The sequence below is a fragment of the Methylobacterium sp. ap11 genome (assembly GCF_900110515.1).
GTDB classification, from domain to species: Bacteria; Pseudomonadota; Alphaproteobacteria; order Rhizobiales; family Beijerinckiaceae; genus Methylobacterium; species Methylobacterium ajmalii.
Genome location: NZ_FOEB01000011.1, coordinates 32742 through 48942 on the forward strand (window position 1 = coordinate 32742; position 16201 = coordinate 48942).

The 16201-nt window shown below is 74.1% G+C and carries 11 protein-coding genes; 8 read left to right on the forward strand and 3 right to left on the reverse strand.

Features of this window, described 5'->3' with window-relative positions; all coding sequences use genetic code 11:
• Positions 1 to 161 precede the first annotated feature (161 nt).
• The 4 genes from BMX97_RS17280 (at position 162) to BMX97_RS17295 (ending at position 5179) form a co-directional block, all read left to right on the forward strand.
• Positions 162 to 2468: a DUF5682 family protein gene (locus BMX97_RS17280; RefSeq protein WP_091752596.1), complete on the forward strand. Its 2307-nt coding sequence runs from the start codon at positions 162 to 164 to the stop codon at positions 2466 to 2468.
• A complete protein-coding gene (locus BMX97_RS17285; protein ID WP_091752597.1) occupies positions 2465 to 3631 on the forward strand; it encodes a VWA domain-containing protein in 1167 nt (388 codons plus the stop codon). The genes BMX97_RS17280 and BMX97_RS17285 overlap by 4 nt, the downstream gene beginning before the upstream one ends.
• A gap of 529 nt (positions 3632 to 4160) precedes the next feature.
• The gene (locus tag BMX97_RS17290; RefSeq protein ID WP_091752598.1) at positions 4161 to 4427 is read left to right on the forward strand and encodes a hypothetical protein; all 267 of its coding nucleotides are present in this window, start codon (positions 4161 to 4163) and stop codon (positions 4425 to 4427) included.
• A gap of 389 nt (positions 4428 to 4816) precedes the next feature.
• Entirely contained in the window at positions 4817 to 5179 is a 363-nt protein-coding gene (locus BMX97_RS17295) for a hypothetical protein (protein WP_091752599.1), read from the forward strand.
• 58 nt (positions 5180 to 5237) lie between these two features.
• Here BMX97_RS17295 and BMX97_RS17300 read toward each other — a convergent pair whose 3' ends face one another.
• Positions 5238 to 6986, reverse strand: a complete 1749-nt coding sequence (locus BMX97_RS17300; protein ID WP_091752600.1) for a carbamoyltransferase family protein — start codon at positions 6984 to 6986, stop codon at positions 5238 to 5240.
• A 232-nt stretch (positions 6987 to 7218) separates the two neighbouring features.
• Here BMX97_RS17300 and BMX97_RS17305 point away from each other — a divergent pair, with 232 nt between their 5' ends.
• The 4 genes from BMX97_RS17305 to BMX97_RS17320 all read left to right on the forward strand — a co-directional run bounded on the left by BMX97_RS17305 (position 7219) and on the right by BMX97_RS17320 (position 13979).
• Positions 7219 to 10833 (forward strand): AsmA family protein, encoded by a 3615-nt coding sequence (locus BMX97_RS17305; protein ID WP_091752601.1) that lies wholly within the window; start codon positions 7219 to 7221, stop codon positions 10831 to 10833.
• A gap of 103 nt (positions 10834 to 10936) precedes the next feature.
• A complete protein-coding gene (locus tag BMX97_RS17310; protein ID WP_091752602.1) occupies positions 10937 to 12094 on the forward strand; it encodes an aminotransferase in 1158 nt (385 codons plus the stop codon).
• Between the two features lie 81 nt (positions 12095 to 12175).
• On the forward strand, positions 12176 to 12745 hold the full coding sequence (locus BMX97_RS17315; RefSeq protein WP_244538482.1) for a DUF4112 domain-containing protein: 570 nt from the start codon (positions 12176 to 12178) through the stop codon (positions 12743 to 12745).
• A gap of 43 nt (positions 12746 to 12788) precedes the next feature.
• Positions 12789 to 13979, forward strand: a complete 1191-nt coding sequence (locus BMX97_RS17320) for an ABC transporter permease (protein ID WP_091752603.1) — start codon at positions 12789 to 12791, stop codon at positions 13977 to 13979.
• A gap of 103 nt (positions 13980 to 14082) precedes the next feature.
• On the opposite strand, the gene BMX97_RS17325 is transcribed toward BMX97_RS17320, so the two are convergent.
• Both BMX97_RS17325 and BMX97_RS17330 read right to left on the reverse strand, forming a co-directional pair.
• Entirely contained in the window at positions 14083 to 14394 is a 312-nt protein-coding gene (locus tag BMX97_RS17325) for a PilZ domain-containing protein (protein WP_143074640.1), read from the reverse strand.
• A 575-nt stretch (positions 14395 to 14969) separates the two neighbouring features.
• Positions 14970 to 16196: a DUF1501 domain-containing protein gene (locus BMX97_RS17330; RefSeq protein WP_091752605.1), complete on the reverse strand. Its 1227-nt coding sequence runs from the start codon at positions 16194 to 16196 to the stop codon at positions 14970 to 14972.
• Positions 16197 to 16201 lie beyond the last annotated feature (5 nt).

Here is a 16201-nt window from a genome sequence, read left to right on the forward strand (position 1 = left end):
AGGTGCCGTAGCGCAGCGGAGGCCTCGAAGGAGAGCTCCAGAGGTCTCCGCGCTCGCTGGAGCCCTCCTTCGAGGCTCAGCGATCTTCGATCGCCCGCACCTCAGGATGAGGCCGCGGGTGGGACACTCCGCACGATCGGTCAAACAGGCTCCCCGCGACGATGCCCGACATCCGCCTCTTCGGCATCCGCCACCACGGGCCCGGCTCGGCCCGCTCGCTCCGGGCGGCGCTCGCCGACTTCGCCCCCGACTGCCTGCTGATCGAGGGCCCACCGGATGCCGACGCGCTGATCCCGCTCGCCGCCCACGCGGCGATGGCGCCGCCGGTGGCGCTCCTCGTCTACCGGCCCGACCGGCCGCGCGACTGCGCGTTCTTTCCCTTCGCGGCGTTCTCGCCAGAATGGGTGGCGATGCGCCACGGGCTGGCCGCGGGGGCGGCGATCCGCTTCATCGACCTGCCGCATGCCCACCAGCTCGCCGACGGCTTCGGCACTCCGCCGGAGAGCGAATCCGCGCCGGTCGAGGCCGAGCCGGTCGCCGACGCGGCCGAGGAGCCGGCGGGGGGCTTGCCCGCCCCGGCCGCGATCCGCCGCGATCCACTCGGCGAGCTCGCCGCCGCCGCCGGCTACCCGGACGGCGAGCGCTGGTGGGACGCCCTGCTGGAGAGCCGGGCCGGCGCCGACGGCGACGTGTTCGCAGCGATCGGTGAGGCGATGGCGGTCCTGCGCGAGGGCGCAGCCCCCGATCCGGAGGACGGCCTTCGCGAGGAGGCCCGCGAGGCCCACATGCGGGCGGCGATCCGCAAGGCTGCCAGGGAGGAGTTTTCGCGCATCGCCGTGGTGTGCGGCGCCTGGCACGTCCCGGCGCTGGCCCGCCACGACGCCAAGGGCCAGGCGACCGCCGACACCGCCATCCTCAAGGGGCTGCCCAAGACGAAGGTCGCCGCCGCCTGGGCGCCGTGGTCCTACGAGCGGTTGGCCACCGCCTCCGGCTACCGCGCCGGGGTGCTGTCGCCCGAGTGGTACGACACGCTCTGGCACCACGAGGGCCGGGTCGCCGCCCGCTGGCTCGCCCGCGCCGCCGCGCTCCTGCGCGAGGAAGACCTCGACGCCTCGCCGGCCTCGGTGATCGAGGCGGCGCGCCTCGCCGAGGCGCTGGCCGCGTTCCGCGGGCGCTCGCGGCCCTCCCTCGACGACCTCGACGAGGCGACGCAGGCCACCCTGTGCTTCGCCGATCCGGGGCCGATGGAGCTGATCCGGCGCAAGCTTGTCATCGGCGAGCGGCTGGGCGCCACCCCACCCGACAGCCCCGGCACGCCGGTCGAGGCCGACTTCGAGGCGCAGTGCAAGCGCCTGCGGCTGAAGCCCGGCGCGTCCGCCGGCGACCTCGTCCTCGACCTGCGCAAGGAGACGGATCTTGCCCGCAGCCACTTCCTCAACCGGCTGGCGCTGATCGGCGTGCCGTGGGGCACGCGGCGCGAGGCGCGCGGGCGCGGCACCTTCAAGGAGGCGTGGTTCCTCGCCTGGCAGCCGGACTGGGTGGTGGAGCTGGTGGCGGCCTCGGCCGAGGGCGGCACGGTGGCGGAGGCCGCCGCCTCCCGGGTCAAGGCGCGGGCCCGGGGCGCGCAACGCGTCGCCGACCTGTCGGGCCTCATCGGCACCCTGCTCGACGCGGACCTGCCCGAGGCGACCGCCCAGGTCACCCGGGCGCTGGACGACCGCGCCGCGGTCTCGGCCGACGTGTTCGACCTCATGGAGGCGCTGCCGGCTCTGGCCGAGCTCGCCCGCTACGGGTCGGTACGCTCCTCCGACACCGAGCCGGTGCTCGCCGTGGTGCGGGGGCTGGTGCCCCGGGCGGCCGCCGGCCTCGTCGCCGCCTGCCAGAGCCTCGACGACGACGCGGCCCGCAGCGCCAAGGCCCACCTCGTCGCCGTCTCGGGCGCGGTGGCGCTCCTGGAGGATGCAGGCCTGAAGGTCACCTGGCGGGAGGCGCTCCGGGCGCTCGCCGACCAGGACCACGTCCACGGCCGGGTCGTCGGCCGCGCCGTGCGGCTCCTGTTCGACGACCGCGCCATCGACGCCGAGGAGGCCGGCACGCGCCTGCGCCTCGCCCTGTCGCGGGCCTCCGGGGCCGGGCCGGCCGCGGCCTGGATCGAAGGGTTTCTGGAGGAGAGCGGCACCGTCCTGATCCACGGGCAGGGCCTGCTCGGCGTCGTCGACGACTGGCTGTCGGGCCTCGACGAGGCGCTGTTCACCGAGCTGCTGCCGCTGGTGCGCCGCACCTTCGCGACGCTGGCCCCGGCCGAGCGCCGGGCGATCGGCGAGACCCTGGCGCGGGGCGGCGGCGCCGGGAGCCCGGACGGGCCAGAGGGGTTCGATGCGGCCCGCGCCGCGGCCGTGCTGCCGATCCTGCGCCTGCTCCTTGCCCCCGCGACCACCCCCGGAGACACCGCAGGAGACGCAGCATGAGCGAGACCGACCGCCTGCGCCGCTGGCGCCTCGTCCTCGGCGGGGGCGCGGCGGAGGGCACCGGCTGCGCCTTGGCCGAGCGCGACCTCCACCTCGACCGGGCGCTCGGCGCCCTCTACGATTCCGACCGCAAGGGCGGATTGGGGGCCTCCGCCCCCTCCGTCCCGCGCTGGCTCGGCGACATCCGCGACTACTTCCCGGCCCCGGTCGTGCAGGTGATGCAGCGCGACGCCTTCGAGCGGCTCGACCTCAAGCGGATGCTGACCGAACCGGAGATGCTGGAGGCGCTCCAGCCCGACGTGAACCTCGTCTCGACCCTGATCTCCATGCGCGGCCTCCTCGGCGGGCGCACCAAGGAGACCGCCCGCCTCGTGGTGCGCAAGGTGGTGGACGCGCTGATGAAGCGGCTCGAGGAGCCGGTCCGCCAGGCGGTCACCGGGGCGATCGACCGCGCCAGCCTCAACCGCCGGCCGCGCCACGCCGAGATCGACTGGCACCGCACCATCCGGGCGAACCTGCGCCACTATCAGGCCGAGTACCGCACCATCATCCCGGAGACGCGGCTGGGCCACGGCCGCAGGAGCCGCGGCTCGCTCAAGGACGTGATCCTGTGCATCGACCAGTCCGGCTCGATGGCGAACTCGGTGGTCTATTCGAGCATCTTCGGGGCGGTGATGGCCTCGCTGCCCGCGGTCTCGACCCGCCTCGTCGTCTTCGACACCCAGGTCGTGGACCTCACCGACGAACTCGACGATCCGGTCGAGGTGCTGTTCTCGGTCCAGCTCGGCGGCGGCACCGACATCAACCGGGCGATGGGCTATTGCGCCTCCCGCATCACCCGGCCCGAGGACACCATTCTTGTGCTGATCTCCGACCTCTACGAGGGCGGGGTCGAGGCCGGGCTGCTCGCCCAGGCGCAAGCCCTCGTCGGGGCCGGCGTCCAGGCGGTGGCCCTGCTGGCGCTCTCCGACGAGGGCGCGCCGGCCTACGACCGGGCGCTCGCCGCCCGCCTCGCCGGCCTCGGCATGCCGGCCTTCGCCTGCACGCCCGACCTGTTTCCCGACATGATGGCCGCGGCGATCCGCAAGCAGGACCTCGCCGCCTGGGCGGCGGGCGCCGGCATCGCGGCGGTGCCGCCGGCGGGCCGCGACGGGGCGGCGTAGCCCGCCTGCGCACTCGCCGCGCCTAAGCAGATTTCGCCGAAGTAGTTACCGGTTCGGCGCCGAAAATCTGCGACAGAACGAGAACCTAGGCGGGCGAAGCGTTGGCCTGCCAACGCAAGTCTGCTTAGCACCTCGGTTGACCCGAAACGGGCGGTCTCCGGTGTCCCCTCCCCCCGGCAGCCCTGCTACCCACGGGAAGGGGGAAACCTGCGCCTCTCCGGATCTCCGAACGGTCGAACCGCAAGTCCGTCGAACCGCAAGTCCAGAGAGGCGAGCCCCCGCCCGGCCGGCCGTCGCCATGCTGGGCTCGCGGACCGGGGAATGCCACGCGCCTCGCCACCTCCGCCACGATCCCTACGAAAGCGTGACCGGATCGACCGCGTCAGCCGGCGATCGCATCAGATCTTTATTCCCTGATGCCGCGTGCGCGGGAGCACATCGCGCGGGTGTGCAGCCACCTATATTCCAATCATCGCAAGAGAGCGGGCCGAGAGCCCGGATCGCCCCCGAACAGGAGCTCGAATACCAGATGAAGACCCGTATCGCCGCCGCCGTCACCGCGCTTGTCCTTGGCGTCGCCCCGATCTCGTCCACCATGGCGTTCAGCGCGAATTCCCCCGTCAACCCGTTCGCCCCGCGCGACGTCGAGACCACCGGCTCCATCGGGGGCCGCGCCAACACCAGCGTGCCGTTCTACGGCGCCTGCCCGATGAGCTCGGCGGCCGAGGGCAACGCCAAGCAGCAGAACTTCCCGGTCAAGCAGTACGGCCAGACGGCCGGCGGCTACCGCTGCTGACGGATACCGTGAGATGAGCGACATGAAGCTTCTGCGCGCCGTGTCCTACGGCATGATCGGTGTCCTGGCCGGCGGCCTCGCGATGACCGCCTTCGGCACCGCCAGCGCCCTGATGAACATGTAAGGCACCAGCGAGGACCGCCCCCGGGCGGTCCTTTCGTCGTCGGCACCGGACCGGCTGCCGTCGCGACCCGAAAGACACACCCCGGTCGGAAGCTCCGGCTTACCCGGAAATCGCCGCAAACCGCCGTCACCTCTCCGATCCGACGGCGCGAGGCTCACGTCGGCCCCGGGCCGTACCGTCCGGTGCTCGACCGGGCGGGCAAGCTTGGCACTTCGTTAAGCACTCACTCGCATCCTCGCGCCCACATCCTTCGGAGACCCTCAGCGTGCGCGCTCTGACCTCTCACGGCCTTCCGCGCCTCGGCGCGGGCGCGGCGCTCGTCGCCGCCCTCTTCGTCACCGCCGCCCCCCAGGCCCAGGCCCGCGACAATGTCGGCGCGGCGCTCATCGGCGGCGCGGCGGCCGGCATCCTCGGCGGCGTCGCCGCCGGCGCGATCATGAACGGCGCCCAGGCCGCCCCCCCGCCGCCGCCGGCCTATGCCGTGCCGCCGCCGCGCCGGGTCTACGTCGAGGAGCCCGAGACCGTGTACGTGCGCCCGCGCCGCGGCCCGATCTGTCATTTCGAGCGCCGCAAGGTGTGGCTCGACGACGAGTCCTTCACCTACAAGCGCGTCGAGGTCTGCGAGTAGGTCTCGCAGCCTCTCCGAGAATTCAGGGGCCGGCACCCGGGCACGGGGCCGGCCCTTTTCATGTCTTCACCCCGTCCTTCACCAGGATCCAGTCCTCGATCACCACGGCGTCGAGCCCCGTCGTGGCGAACATCAGGATCGCGTCCTCGGCGGTGTGGAGGATCGGCTTGCCCATCACGTTGAAGCTAGTGTTGAGCAGGATCGGCACGCCGGTCCGCTCGGCGAAGGCGCGGATCAGGGCGGCGTAAGCCGGGTTGCGCGCCTCGGTCACGCTCTGGAGGCGGCCGGTGCCGTCCTCGTGCACCACCGCCGGCACCCTGTCCCGCACCTCCGGCCGCCAGACCAGGGTGCGCTCCATGTAGGGGCTGTCCTGGTAATCCTCGAACCAGTCGGGCCCGGCCTCGGCCAGGATCGAGGGCGCGAAGGGGCGGAACGCCTCGCGGTACTTCACCTTGCCGTTGAGGATCGCCTTGGCGTCGGAAGGCCGCGGATCGGCCAGGATCGAGCGGTTGCCGAGGGCGCGGGGCCCGAACTCCGCCCGGCCCTGCACCCAGCCGACGAGCCCGCCCGCCGCCAGGATGTCGGCCGCCGCCTGCGTCACCCCGTCATGGCCGAGATGGCGCAGCCGCGGCTCCCACCCGACCATCCGCTCCAGGGGCTCGGTCGAGACCCGCGAGCCGAGATAGGGCGTGGCGAGCACGCCCGGCCCGGTCCAGTCCGGGTGGTCCTCCTGGAAGGCCAGCCAGGCCGCGCCGAGCGCGTTGCCGTCGTCGGCCGGCGCCGACGGGACGTGGAGGTGCCGGAACTCGCTGCGCCCGAGCAGCCGGCCGTTATAGGACGAGTTGAGCGCGCAGCCGCCTGTGACGACGAGGTTCTCGTGGGGCGCGAGCCGCCATGCCTCGGCGACGAGCACGTCCATCATCTCCGAAAAGATCGCCTGGCCGCAGGCCGAGAGGTCGGCCCACCCGTCCTCGTCGGCCTCCGCCGGGCGGCGGGCGCGGATCTCGTCGGCCACCGCCTGGACGGTGGCGGCGTCCGAGAAGCGCAGGCGGCCCCCCTCGATCCGGTAGAGCCGGCGCAGGAGCGCCATCAGCTCCGGGTCGGGCCGGCCGTAGGGGGCGAGCCCCATGATCTTCCATTCCTCGCCCTTGGCCTGGTCGAAGCCGGCCAGGTCGGTGACGAGGCCGAAGAAGAAGCCGACCGATTCGCGGCCGCGATGGCGCTTGACCTCGACGAGGCGCCCCGCCTCCATCCGGTAGATCGCCGAGGCGCCGGTCTCGCCCATGCCGTCGACGACGAGGCAGGTCGCGTCCCGGAACGGCGAGCCCCACAGGCCGTAGGCGGCGTGCGTCAGGTGGTGGGGGTAGCGCCTGAGTCCCGCGATGGTCGAGCGGCCGCCATGGGCCCGGTCGAGGCCGAGCAGCGTGCCGTAGCCCGCCCGCCCCTGCGCCAGCGCCAGCTCGGCGATGAAGGTGCGCTCGGCCCGCTCGGGCACCAGCGAGCGGTTGAGGGCCGGCGAATGGGCCTTCAGCGCGTCGAGCCGGAAGGCGCCGGTCCCGGCCTGGTCGGCGAGGTAGCGGCTGAACTCCGGCCCCCAGGTGGTGGCGACCACGAGCTCGGCGCCCGGCGGCAGGTGGGCCTTGAGCAGGCCGGCCATGCGGGGCGCCGAATCCGGCTCGCAGTTCGGGGCGCGCTTGTATTGGAGGTAGCGCTCCGTCGCCTCGGCGAAGAGCACCGTGCCGTCCGGCCCGACCAGGGCGAGGGCCGGGTCGTGGAAGGTGGTGGCGAGGCCGAGATAGTAGCGCATCGGGTCCGTCGATCGGGTCACGCTGCCGCTCTAGCAGCGTCGCCCCGCCCTGTCAGGCGGGTCCGGAGCGTGGCACGGGCGCATCGGGGGCGGGCTCTCGCTGCGTGATCGCGCCGGATTTCGCCCGCGTTTCCGATGCCGATATGCTAGCCCGGTCATCGGGGTACGGCCCGTCGGGCCGTCGGACGAACATGGGACGGCGCTCTCCTCGCGGGGCGGCACGGACAGCACGGTGCGCGACATCCTGACCGCCCTGGCGGGCCTCGTCATCCTGATCCTCGCCGCGGCTCTGATCGCGCCGCCCTTCATCCCGTGGGAAGCCTATCGCGGCTCCCTCGACGCGGCGCTCAGCCGCTCGCTCGGGCTCGAGGCCCGCAGCGACGGGCGCCTGGAGATCCGCCTCCTGCCCTCGCCGCGCCTGCGGGTCGACCACCTGCGCCTCGCGGCCGGGCGCGACCGGGCCTCCCTCGATGCGCGCTTCGTCAAGGCCGAGATCGCCCTCACCCCGCTCCTCTCCGGCGAGATCCGCTTCACCGAGACCCGGATCGGCCGCGGCGAGGTCACCCTGCCGACGACCGAGGCCGGCGGCCTCCTGCCCCTGCCGGCCCTCGCCGGAGAGGGCCGCGACCTCGCGGTCGAGGACCTGAGGGTGGCCCAGCTCCTCGTCACCACCCGGGTGGCGGCGACCGGGCGCACCGACCAGGTCTACGCCGAGACCGTCCGCCTCTCCGCCCCGCGACTCGCCGGCCCGTGGCGGGCCGAGGGCCGCGTCGAGGCGGTGCCGTTCCGCCTCACCACCGGCGAGCCGGGCCCGGACGGGGCGGTGCCGGTCAAGCTCGGCGCCGGCGGCGACACGATGCCCCGGCTCGACCTCGACGCCCGGGTGAGCCTCGTCCCCGGCCCCGAGGGCGGCAGCGTGCCGGAGGCCGCCGGCAGCGCCCGCCTGGTGGTGGGGCCGCCGGCCCAGGCGGCAGGCGCCGCCCTGCCGTTCTCGGTCCAGGGCGGGTTCAAGGCGAGGGGCCGGCTCGCCACCTTCGAGACCCTGAGCCTCGAGGTCCCGGGCGAGGCGCCGCTGCGCTTCACCGGGCGGGGCAGCCTCGACCTCGCGGGCGCCCGGGCCGCCCTGACCCTCGAGGCGCGCCGCCTCGACCTCGACGGCTTTCTGATGAGCGCCACCGGCCAGGCGCTCCTCGGCCGCGGCCTCTCGCCCGGCGCCCTGCCGGGCACCCTGTCCCTCGACGTCGCGGTCGACAGCCTGACGCTTGCCCGCGAGGAATGGACCGGCGCGGCCCTGAGCGCGGTGCTGCGGCCCTCCGGCGCCGTGGCGCTGCGGCGGCTCGACGGCAAGGCGGCGGGCGGCCTCGGGCTGGCGCTCTCCGGCGACGTGACGCCGAGCGGCGGCCTCTCGGGCCACGTCGCCCTCAACGCGCCGGCCTCCGACCGCCTCGCCCGCCTCCTCGACCGGCTCGGCCTCGGCGGTCCCCTCACGGGGCTTCTCGACGGCCGGCCGTTCTCGGCCGAGGCCGACGTGGCGGCGGCCCTCCCCGTCCTGTCCGTGCGCAACGCCCGGGTGGCGCTGGGCAGCGCGAGGATCACCGGATCGGCCCGCTACAGCCCGGCCGGGCCGGACCAGCCGCGCCCGCGCTTCGACGCCCAGATCATCGCCGACGGCCTCGACGTCGCGGAACTGCCGCCGATGCGCGGCGCGGTGGCCGCCCTGCACGACCACGATGTCGGGCTGACCCTGCTCGCGCGCGACCTGCGCTACGGCCCGGCCGGGCCCCGCACCGGCGAGATCGCCGCCAGCCTGCAATCGGAGGGCGCCGCGATCCGCCTCGACAGCCTGGAGGTGCGCGACCTCGCCGGGGCCCGGGCCAGCCTGTCGGGCCGGATCGGGGCGGACGGCGCCGGGCGCATCGCCGGGCAGGTGAGCGCGCCGGCGGCGGCCCCGCTCATCGACCTCGTGTCGCACGCCTTCGTGGACGAGGCACGCCTGGTGCCGGGCTTCCTGCGCGACGGCCCGGTCGCCCTCGACCTGACGCTGGAGCGGGAATCCGGGACCGACCCGGACCGGCTGCGCGGCCAGGCCCGCGGCACCGCGGCCGGGGGGCGGCTGGCCCTGTCGCTGGCCGCCCGCGCCGGGCGGCTCGACGACCTCGACATCCGCCTCGACGGCGTCCCCTCCGGCCGCTGGCTCGGCCGGCCGGCCGACCCGGCCCTGGCGATGCCGGCGGTGCTCCACATGGCCGGGCGCCGCGACGGCGCGGAGGGACCGCTGCGCCTGACCCTGGACGGCGAGTTCGCCGGGGCCAAGGTCGGGACCGCCCGGGCCCTGGTGATGCCGGCGGCCGGCGGTCCCCTGCAGGACGGCGCCCTGACCGTGGCGGCCACCGACCTGCGTCCGCTCGCCGGCCTTCTCGGCCGCGCCGCGCCCCCGCCGGACCCGGTGCCGGCGACGCTGACCCTCGGCCTGTCGCGCACCGGCGAGACGCCGCGCCTGGCGGTGACCGGCACGGTGGCGGGATCGGCGGTCGACGCGACCCTGACGCGGAATGCCGGGGGCGACGTCGCCGGCACGGTCGCCCTCGAGCGGTTCTCCCTGCCCTGGCTCGCCGACGCGATGGTGCTGAACGGGGGGACGGTCCCGTCCTGGCCGGAGGCGTGGTCCGCGGCACGGTTCGGCCCGGCCCCGGTGCCGCCCGCGACAGGCCACGTCGCCCTGACGGTGCGCCGCCTCGATCTCGGCCGCGGCCTCGCGGCGGACTGGGCGCGGTTCGACCTCGGATTCGGGTCCGACGGTCTTTCCATCCGCGACTTCACCGGCGGGCTGGCGGGCGGGCGGCTCACCGGCGGCGCCACCCTGGCGCGCCAGGGCGGGCAGGCGACGCTTACCGCTGAGGGCGGCCTGACGGCGGCCTCGCTCGCGGCGCTGACCGGCGGCGATGCCGTGAAGGGCCAAGTGTCGCTACGGCTGCGCCTGGGGGCCGCGGGCGAGAGCCCCGCGGCGCTGGTGGGCAACCTCGCCGGCAGCGGGGCGCTGGAGCTCGCGGGCCTGAGCGTGCGCGACCTCGATCCCGCCGGGGTGCCCCGGGCGCTGACCCGGCTCCTGTCCGAGGAGGACCCCCTGCGCGCCGGCCGCGTCGCCCAGGTGGTGGCGGAGGAGCTCGACCGCGGCCCCCTGGTGATGGCCGGGCCGGTCTCGGTCCCGGCCTCGGTGGTCGGCGGGGTCTTGCGCACCGGCGGGCTCACCCTCGACCTCGGCCCGACGACCTGGACCGGCCTGGTGCAGGTCGACGCCAAGGCCTGGCGCCTCGACGCCCGCGGCACCCTCACCGCCACGGCGACGCCCCGGACCTGGACCGCGCCGGCTCCGACGCTGGGCCTGGCGCTCGCCGGCCCCCTGGCGAAGCCGCAGCGCGACCTCGACCTCGTCCCGCTCTCCAACGTGCTGGCGGCGGTGGTGCTGCAGCGCGAGCTCGACAAGATCGAGACGGTGGAATCCGACCGCAACGAGCTCGCCCGCCGCCGCAGCCGCCTGGAGATGGACCGCGCCCGAGCCCTCGAGGACGCGCGCCAGGCCCGGCAGCGGGCGGAGGAGACGGCGCGGGCGGAAGCCGCCCGGGCTGCGGAGGCCGCGCGGGCGGCCGAGGCGGCAAGGCTGGAGGCGGCAAGGGCTGCCGAAGCAGCGAGAGTAGCGGAGGCCGCCCGCGCGGCGGAAGCCGCCAAGGCGGCCGAGGCTGCCCGAGTGGAGGCTGCCCGCGCGGCGGAAGCCGCGCGCCGGAAGGCCGAGGAGGACGAGGCCGCCCGCCGTTCGGCCAACGGGACGCCGGAGGCGGATAGCCCGTGAGGCGGACCGGCACCGGCCGCAGGGCGACGATCGCCCTCGGTTCCGTCCGGCCGCCCGGCGTGGTAGCGAGGCGCCTTTCCCCTCGAACCCCTTCGTCCCGCGCATGAATCCCATCTTCGCCGACCTGCCGACCACCGTGTTCGAGGTGATGTCGGCGCTCGCCCGCGAGACCGGCGCCGTGAATCTCGGCCAGGGCTTCCCGGACGATCCGGGCCCGGCGGACGTGCGCGCCAAGGCCGCCGAGGCGGTGGTGGAGGGTTGGAACCAGTACCCGCCGATGATGGGGCTGCCCGAGCTGCGCGGAGCGATCGCCCGGCACTACGCCCGCTGGCAGGGGCTCGACCTCGACCCGGACACGGAGGTGATGGTGACCTCGGGCGCCACCGAGGCGCTCGCCGGCGCCCTGATGGCCCTGATCGAGCCCGGCGACGAGGTCGTGCTGTTCGAGCCGATGTACGACGCCTACCTGCCGCTGGTGCGCCGGGCCGGCGGCGTGCCGCGCTTCGTCACCCTGACGCCGCCGCACTTCCGGCTGACGGACGAGGCGCTGGCCGCCGCCTTCTCGCCGCGCACGAAGGTCGTGCTGCTCAACAATCCGCTCAACCCCTCGGCCACCGTCTTCCCCGACGAGGACCTGGCCCTGCTCGCCGGCTTCTGCGAGCGGTTCGACGCCGTGGCGCTCTGCGACGAGGTCTGGGAGCACGTCGTGTTCGACGGGCGCCGCCACCGGCCGCTGATGGCCTTCCCGGGCATGCGCGAGCGCACGGTGAAGATCGGCTCGGCGGGCAAGATCTTCTCGCTGACCGGCTGGAAGGTCGGCTTCGTGATGGCGGCCCCCGGGCTGATGCGGGGGCTGGCCAAGGCGCACCAGTTCCTCACCTTCACGACGCCGCCGAACCTCCAGGCCGCGGTCGCCTACGGGCTCGGCAAGGAGGATTCCTACTACGAGGGCATGCGGGCCGACTTCGCCCGCGCCCGCGACCGCTTCGCCGACGGCCTCACAGGCCTCGGCTTCCGGGTGCTGCCGTCCGCCGGCACCTACTTCCTCAACCTCGACATCGCGCCGCTCGGCGAGAGCGACGACGTGGCGTTCTGCGAGCGGCTGGTGCGGGAGCACGGCGTCGCGGCGATCCCCGTCAGCGCCTTCTACGCCCACCGGCCGGTGCGCACCATCGTGCGGTTCTGCTTCGCCAAACGCGACGACACCCTCGACCGGGCGCTGGAGCGCCTGCGCGGGCTCGCGCCCGGGCGCGCCGCCTGATGCGGGACCTCCTTGTTGAACGGGCAGGCCGGGGCCACATCCTGGAGCATGAGCACCACGCACACGCTCCGGAGTTCCGGGATGACCTCTTCGCAGACGGCCGGCCCTGTCCCGCCCTTCGGGGCCGGGTCCTTCGGCTCCGGGGCCCAGTTCCAGGCAAATGGCTTCCAGACGGGCGGCTCCCAGGGCGCGGGCTTCAAGGACGCCCGCTTCCCGCAGGACGACCCGCTGGGGCTGCGCGCCCAGGCGGTCCAGGCCATGGCGGGCTCGACGCCCGAGCAGGTGATGGCGCGGCTCGAGCTGCTCGCCCACATCCTCGACACGGCGATCGTGCTGCCGGGCAACCGGCGCATCGGCCTCGACGCGATCGTCGGCCTGATCCCGGTGATCGGCGACGTGGTGACCACGGCGATCTCCTCCTACATCGTCTGGGAGGCCCGTCGCCTCGGCGCGCCGCGCTGGCTCATCGCCCGGATGGCGGCGAACGTGGCGATCGACGGCGTCGTCGGCGCGGTGCCGCTGGTGGGCGACCTGTTCGACGCGGCCTTCAAGGCCAACCGCCGCAACGTCGTGCTGCTGCGCCGTCACCTCGAGCGCAGCGGGTCGCTCAAGCCGAGCGTGATCGACGTCACCGCGACGCGGATCGACTGATCCCGCTTCGACCGCTCTCGACCGCCTGCCCGGGGGACGCCGCATGAACCAGCGCCCTCCGGCCCCCGAACTCGACGCGATTCCCGTCACCTCGCCGGCGGCCGCGCCGGTGATCCTGCCGCTCCCCGGTGCGGCCGGACACGGCCGGCTGTCGCCGCTCAACCGGCGGCGGCTGGCGAGCTTCAAGGCGAACCGGCGCGGCTACTGGTCGTTCGTGCTGTTCTGCCTGATCTTCGTCCTGAGCCTGTTCGCCGAGTTCATCGCCAACGACCGGCCGATCGTCGCCTCCTACAAGGGCGAGATCCTGTTTCCGATCGTGGTCGACTATCCGGAGGAGAAGTTCGGCGGCTTCCTCGCCCGGACCGACTACCGCGATCCGGTGATCGTGAAGGAGATCGCCGAGCACGGCTGGGCCCTGTGGCCGCCGATCCGGTTCTCGTACAACACCCACAACCTCGACCTGCCGGTGCCGGCCCCGGCCCCGCCGACCTGGCGGCTCTCGGACGCGCAGTGTCGGGGCGTCGCCGAGAAGACCGGCGGCACGACCTGCCGCGACATCGAGTGGAACTGGCTCGGCACCGACGACCAGGGCCGCGACGTCGCCGCCCGGCTGCTCTACGGCTTCCGCCTCTCGGTGCTGTTCGGCCTCACCCTGGCGCTGGTCTCGTCGGTCATCGGCGTGCTGGCCGGGGCGGTGCAGGGCTATTTCGGCGGCTGGGTCGACCTGGTGTTCCAGCGGGTGATCGAGATCTGGACCGCGATCCCGTCGCTCTATCTCCTGATCATCATCTCGTCGATCATCACGCCGAGCTTCTTCGTGCTGCTCGGGATCCTGCTGCTCTTTTCCTGGGTGTCGCTCGTCGGCGTGGTGCGGGCGGAATTCCTGCGGGCGCGCAACTTCGAGTACGTGCGGGCGGCCCGCGCGCTCGGATTGTCGAACGCCCGCATCATGTTCCGCCACCTCCTGCCCAACGCCATGGTGGCGACGCTGACCTTCCTGCCCTTCGTGCTGAACGGTTCGATCACGACGCTCACCTCCCTCGACTTCCTGGGCTTCGGCCTGCCGCCGGGCTCGCCGTCGCTCGGCGAGATGCTGGCGCAGGGCAAGGCCAACCTCCAGGCGCCCTGGCTCGGCCTGACGGGCTTCGCCGTCATCGCGGTGACACTGAGCCTGCTGATCTTCGCCGGCGAGGCGGTGCGGGACGCCTTCGATCCGAGAAAGACCTTCCGGTAGGGGGCACCCCGAGAACACGGCCCGAGATCGAGGGAAGGCCGGCCTTCTTCCGGCGATACCCTCGGTCAAGCGCGATGACGATCGTCCGACGTCGCGCTCCGGATCACTCGAACGGGCGATCGAAGGCGATGCCGGCGAACTCGCCCCGCCGCCACATCAGGGAGGCGCGGCGGATGACGTTGGCGTGCCGGATGACGATCCAGAAGCGCTCCGAGAGGACATAGCGCCGGGACAGACCGATCTTTGCCCCGCTGTCCGACAGATCGCGGACGATGCAGGGAATCTGATCGTAATGGGAAATCACGATCGTGGCCGGCATCGACGTCACGTGACGCACCCGTCCGCGCTTGTCTTCGGCGGGACGGTCGGCGGCACTCTCTTGCCGGAATGACTCCACGACATTGCCACCGATCATCGCATCCGGACTCCTATACAATCTATAGAGTCGTTGTATCGCGCCCTATTGCATATGGCCCGACGGCGATATGACGACCGGAGCCGTGGATCGATACTTCGATACGAAGGTTAAATAAATCCTGACATTCAATCTTTGCGTGTGGGTTTGACGAGAACGAACGGACCGAGCGATGTCGGCGCCTAGAGCAGCGCCCAACCGGGTTGGCAACACGGGACACGATCCAGGAGGCTGTTCAAGTGCGGACGCAACGACAGCGAGCGTGACCCCTCCCCCCTCTGCGGGGGAGGGTGCCCCACGGAGTGGGGCGGGAGAGGGGACGCCGCTTCCGGATATGTCGCGACCACAATGACGGTCGCCACCTAAATCAGCGTCGCGCTGCCCCTCTCCCGGCTCACTGACGCTCGCCACCCTCCCCCGCAGAGGGGGGAAGGTTCTTGCGCGGCGACCGTCGCGCCTGCACCCCACAACCCGCCGTACCGTGTCCCGTAGCGCCTAGACCGGATGCCGCTCTGAGCCTCCGATGTCGCGCGGCACCCTCTCGACGAGCCGGCCCCGCTCCGTCTGAAGAGGCCTCAGACCACCAGCCCGCCCACCGGCCGCAATGCCTCGGTGCCGGGAAAGACGCTGCGCGCCAGCACCGCCGGGGAGAGGCCGAACAGGTCCGCCGCCAAGCCCTTGGCGACCGCCCGCAGATCGGTGGTCGGGGCGAGGTCCCGGCCCTGGTGGAGCTGGGCGGGGGCGAGGCCCGGCCAGTCGGCCAGCACCCGGCCGCCGCGCACCGCCCCGCCGAGGAGGAACGCCACCGTGCCGGTGCCGTGGTCGGTGCCGGTGGTGCCGTTGACCCGGGCGGTGCGGCCGAACTCGGTGACGACCAGGATCGCGGTGTCGGCCCAGCGCGGGGCCAGCACCTCGGCGAAGGCGGAAAACACCCCGTCGAGCCCGCCGAGCAGGCCGGCGAGGCGGCCGGTGGCGCCGCCCTCGTTGGCGTGGGTGTCCCAGCCGTCGAGGGCGAGGGCGGCGATGCGCGGGCCGTCGTCGGCGGCGACGAGACGCGCCGCGCCCTCGGCGAGGCCGCGCAGCCCCCCGGCCTCCTTCGGTCCGCCCTCCTTCGATCCGCCCTTGGCCAGCGCATCGACGTCGAGGCCGCGGGCGAGGGAGGCGGCGAGCGCCGGGTCGCCGGCCTCGTAGAGGGCGAGCACCCGCCGGGCGAGCTCGTCGCTCGCCCGCGGCATCCGCGGCGGCGCCCAGCCGAGGACCGGGGCCGGCCCGCGCAGGATCAGGGGCGGCACCACCCCGACGCCGAGCGCCGTGCGGGGCGCAATCCCCTCCCCGGCCGGCAGGGCGGCGACGAGGCGGTTGAGCCAGCCGCTGGCGGTGTGGCCGGGGCCGGGCTGACCGCTCTCGAGCACGTCCTGACCGTCGAAATGGGAGCGCTCGCGGTAGCCGGTGGCGCAGGCATGGACCACCAGCGCCTGCCGGGCGGCGTAGAGCCGGGCGAAGGTCGGCAGGGCCGGATGCAGGGCGAAGAAGCCGTCGAGCGGCAGGGCCGCTCCCGGCCCGTCGCGGGTGAGCGCGATGCCGGGGCGCAGGTCGGCGTAGGCGGGATCGCCCAGCGGCGCCACCGCCGAGAGCCCGTCGAGGGCGCCGCGCAGCACCACCACGACGAGGCGGGCGTCGCGGGCGCCCGGGGCGGCGGTGGCGGTGCGGGGGATCGCGCTCCAGGCGAACAGCGCGCCGGCGGTGCCGAGGATGCGGCGGCGGCTCGGATGGGTCTCGCAGAGGTCGGCGTGGTCGCTCATCGGTG

Bases quoted from the DNA above. Each gene is read 5' to 3' on its own strand.
- BMX97_RS17280 (WP_091752596.1), top strand. From the start codon at position 162: ATGCCCGACATCCGCCTCTTCGGCATCCGCCACCACGGGCCCGGCTCG.
- BMX97_RS17285 (WP_091752597.1), top strand. From the start codon at position 2,465: ATGAGCGAGACCGACCGCCTGCGCCGCTGGCGCCTCGTCCTCGGCGGG.
- BMX97_RS17290 (WP_091752598.1), top strand. From the start codon at position 4,161: ATGAAGACCCGTATCGCCGCCGCCGTCACCGCGCTTGTCCTTGGCGTC.
- BMX97_RS17300 (WP_091752600.1), bottom strand. From the start codon at position 6,986: ATGCGCTACTATCTCGGCCTCGCCACCACCTTCCACGACCCGGCCCTC.
- BMX97_RS17310 (WP_091752602.1), top strand. From the start codon at position 10,937: ATGAATCCCATCTTCGCCGACCTGCCGACCACCGTGTTCGAGGTGATG.
- BMX97_RS17315 (WP_244538482.1), top strand. From the start codon at position 12,176: ATGACCTCTTCGCAGACGGCCGGCCCTGTCCCGCCCTTCGGGGCCGGG.
- BMX97_RS17320 (WP_091752603.1), top strand. From the start codon at position 12,789: ATGAACCAGCGCCCTCCGGCCCCCGAACTCGACGCGATTCCCGTCACC.
- BMX97_RS17325 (WP_143074640.1), bottom strand. From the start codon at position 14,394: ATGATCGGTGGCAATGTCGTGGAGTCATTCCGGCAAGAGAGTGCCGCC.
- BMX97_RS17330 (WP_091752605.1), bottom strand. From the start codon at position 16,196: ATGAGCGACCACGCCGACCTCTGCGAGACCCATCCGAGCCGCCGCCGC.